Source organism: Streptomyces xiaopingdaonensis, from assembly GCF_000262345.1.
In the GTDB taxonomy this organism is placed as follows: domain Bacteria; phylum Actinomycetota; class Actinomycetes; order Streptomycetales; family Streptomycetaceae; genus Streptomyces; species Streptomyces xiaopingdaonensis.
In genome coordinates, this window is sequence record NZ_AJTQ01000214.1 from 1 (window position 1) to 2,154 (window position 2,154).

Sequence of the window (2,154 nt, forward strand, 5' to 3'; positions counted from 1 at the left end):
CCGTGACCCCCTGCACCGCGAGGGCGGTGCGCGGTCTGCGGAGCCACGGCCCCATCCGGTCGACGGCGAGCGCGAGCAGCGTGAACCAGGCGAGTGCGAGGACGACGACGATCCCGGCGAGGAGTGCCGTCGTCCCGCTGCGCCCGTCGGAGAACTGCGGCAGCAGGCTGACGAAGAAGACGACGGCCTTGGGGTTGAGCGCGTTGGTGAGGAACCCTTCCCGCAGCCCGCGCCCGGACGGCGCCGGGGCCTCGGCCACCGGAACTCCCGGCGACGGCGCGCGGACGGCGCCGTGGAGCGTGCGCACGCCGAGCCACAGGATGTAGAGCCCGCCGAGAAGTTGGACGGCGGGCAGCAGCCCGGGCACGGTCACCGCGAGCGCGGCAAGCCCCAGCGCGGCCACGGCGGTGTGCACGAGCAGTCCGCCCGCGACGCCGAGCGCGCTGGCGACCCCGGCACCGCGGGAGGCGAGCGCGTTGCGTACGACGACGGCGAAGTCCGCGCCCGGCATGGCGACCATGCCCGCGGCCACGGCGGTGAAGGCGAGGAGCCCGGTGTCGAGGGTCATGCCTCCAGGTTGACGTGCGCCGGTGGGGCGCACGGAGCCCGGGTGGTGCGGGGGAGCCCGCGCGACGTGAGCGCCGGTCCACTCCCGGCCGTCAACTCTCACGCCCGGCCGTACCGGTGCCGCGGGCGCCGGGAGGCCGGCTCCTTGGGTCGGCCGGGAGAGTCCGAGCCCCGGGATTCGGACGACGTCAACGGCCGGCGCCCTCCTCGCTGGTGCGCAGGCTGGAGCCGGGCCCGTACCAATCCAGGCAGACCACTGTGGCGTCGTCGATGAGATCGCCGCCGGTGGCCTCCCGGAGCGCCCTGGTCATGAGGCGGACGGCCTCGCGGGGATGCTCGTCGGCGTCGCGTTCGATCACCGCGGGGAGGTCGAAGGCGGTGGTGTTGCGCTCCGTCATCCCGTCGGTGAAGAGCACCAGCCGGTCGCCCGGTTCCAGGCCGAGTTCCTGCACCTGATAGGCGCCCTGCCAGGGAGAACCGAAGGGCTGGTCGACGTGGGGCTCGATCTCGCTCACCCGGCCGTCGCGCAGCCGCATCGGCCACGGGTGGCCGGCGTTGACCAGCAGGGCGCGCCCGCTGGTCAGATCGATACGAAGAAGCTGCCCCGTGACGGTGCCGCCTTGCCCGTTGTCGGCAACGGCCCGGTGGGCGGCGTGGGCCTGTGCGGCGAGGTCGCTCGAGGCGCGTCGAGTCTGGCGGAGCGCGCCGACGGCGAGGGTGGCGAGGAGTGCGGCGGCCTCGTCGTGGCCCATCGCGTCGGTGAGGGAGATGTGCAGGGTGTTCCAGTCGAGGCTGTAGTCGAAGGTGTCGCCCGCGACGCTCTCCGCGGGTTCGAGCCCGCCGGCGACGGTGGCCTGCCCGGCCTCGACGGTGAGAGCGTCGGGCAGGAGATTCTGCTGGATCTCGGCGGCGAGGCTGGGCGGGGAGCTGCGCCGGCCCGACTCGTAGAGATCGGTGAAGCGGCGGTTGGTGCCGACGACGTAGGCGAGGGCGTGCGCGGCCTGCGCGATCTGGCTCTCCTCCAGCGGGCTGGGCGGCCTCGGCGCTACGAGCTCCAGCGCACCGACGGCGTCTCCCCTGGTGGTCACCGGTGCGATCACGCGGCAGCCGCTGCCGTAACCCCCGGCCCGCGGGGCATCGGTGGTGCACAGCCGCTGCGTGCGCAGCACGTCGTCGTAGACGGTGCCGGGGACCGCCACGGGGTTCCGTTTCCCCGCGGCGCTGGAGGAGCGCGCCGGCAGGCGCCACAGCAGCTCGCCGCCGAGGTCGGCGATGAGGAAGCACACCTCGCCCGCCCCCATCTGCTCGGCGAGGGTTTCGGTCACCACCGTCACCGAGTCGACAGGCGGTGCCTGCTCAACTGCCGTCAGCAGCTTTTCCACGGTCATGCTCTGCTCCGTCACAGGGGCACCTCCCGGCGGCGCCCGTCGCCCACTCGCTTTTCGGGACCGTGGCGCCGGCTTCCGGGTTCCCTTCCGACCGCACCGAAACCCCGCAAACCGGTGCGGGCAACCCCGGCCGTGGCGGCGCCACGGCCGGGCAGGCGCGAGGAGGGCGCGCCCCGGCCCGGCGCGGCCGGCTCCACCC

General features: G+C 74.3%; 2 protein-coding genes. Both read right to left on the reverse strand.

The window, feature by feature from the left end:
* Nucleotides 1–568: LysE family translocator (locus tag UWG_RS0116870; protein WP_016908393.1), on the reverse strand; the 568-nt coding region annotated here is incomplete at its 3' end.
* Between the two features lie 187 nt (nt 569–755).
* Nucleotides 756–1,955, reverse strand: a complete 1,200-nt coding sequence (locus UWG_RS0116875; protein WP_016908394.1) for a PP2C family protein-serine/threonine phosphatase — start codon at nt 1,953–1,955, stop codon at nt 756–758.
* Nucleotides 1,956–2,154: the final 199 nt, after the last annotated feature.

Coding starts and splice junctions, on each gene's coding strand:
- UWG_RS0116875 (WP_016908394.1), bottom strand. CDS start 1,955: ATGACCGTGGAAAAGCTGCTGACGGCAGTTGAGCAGGCACCGCCTGTC.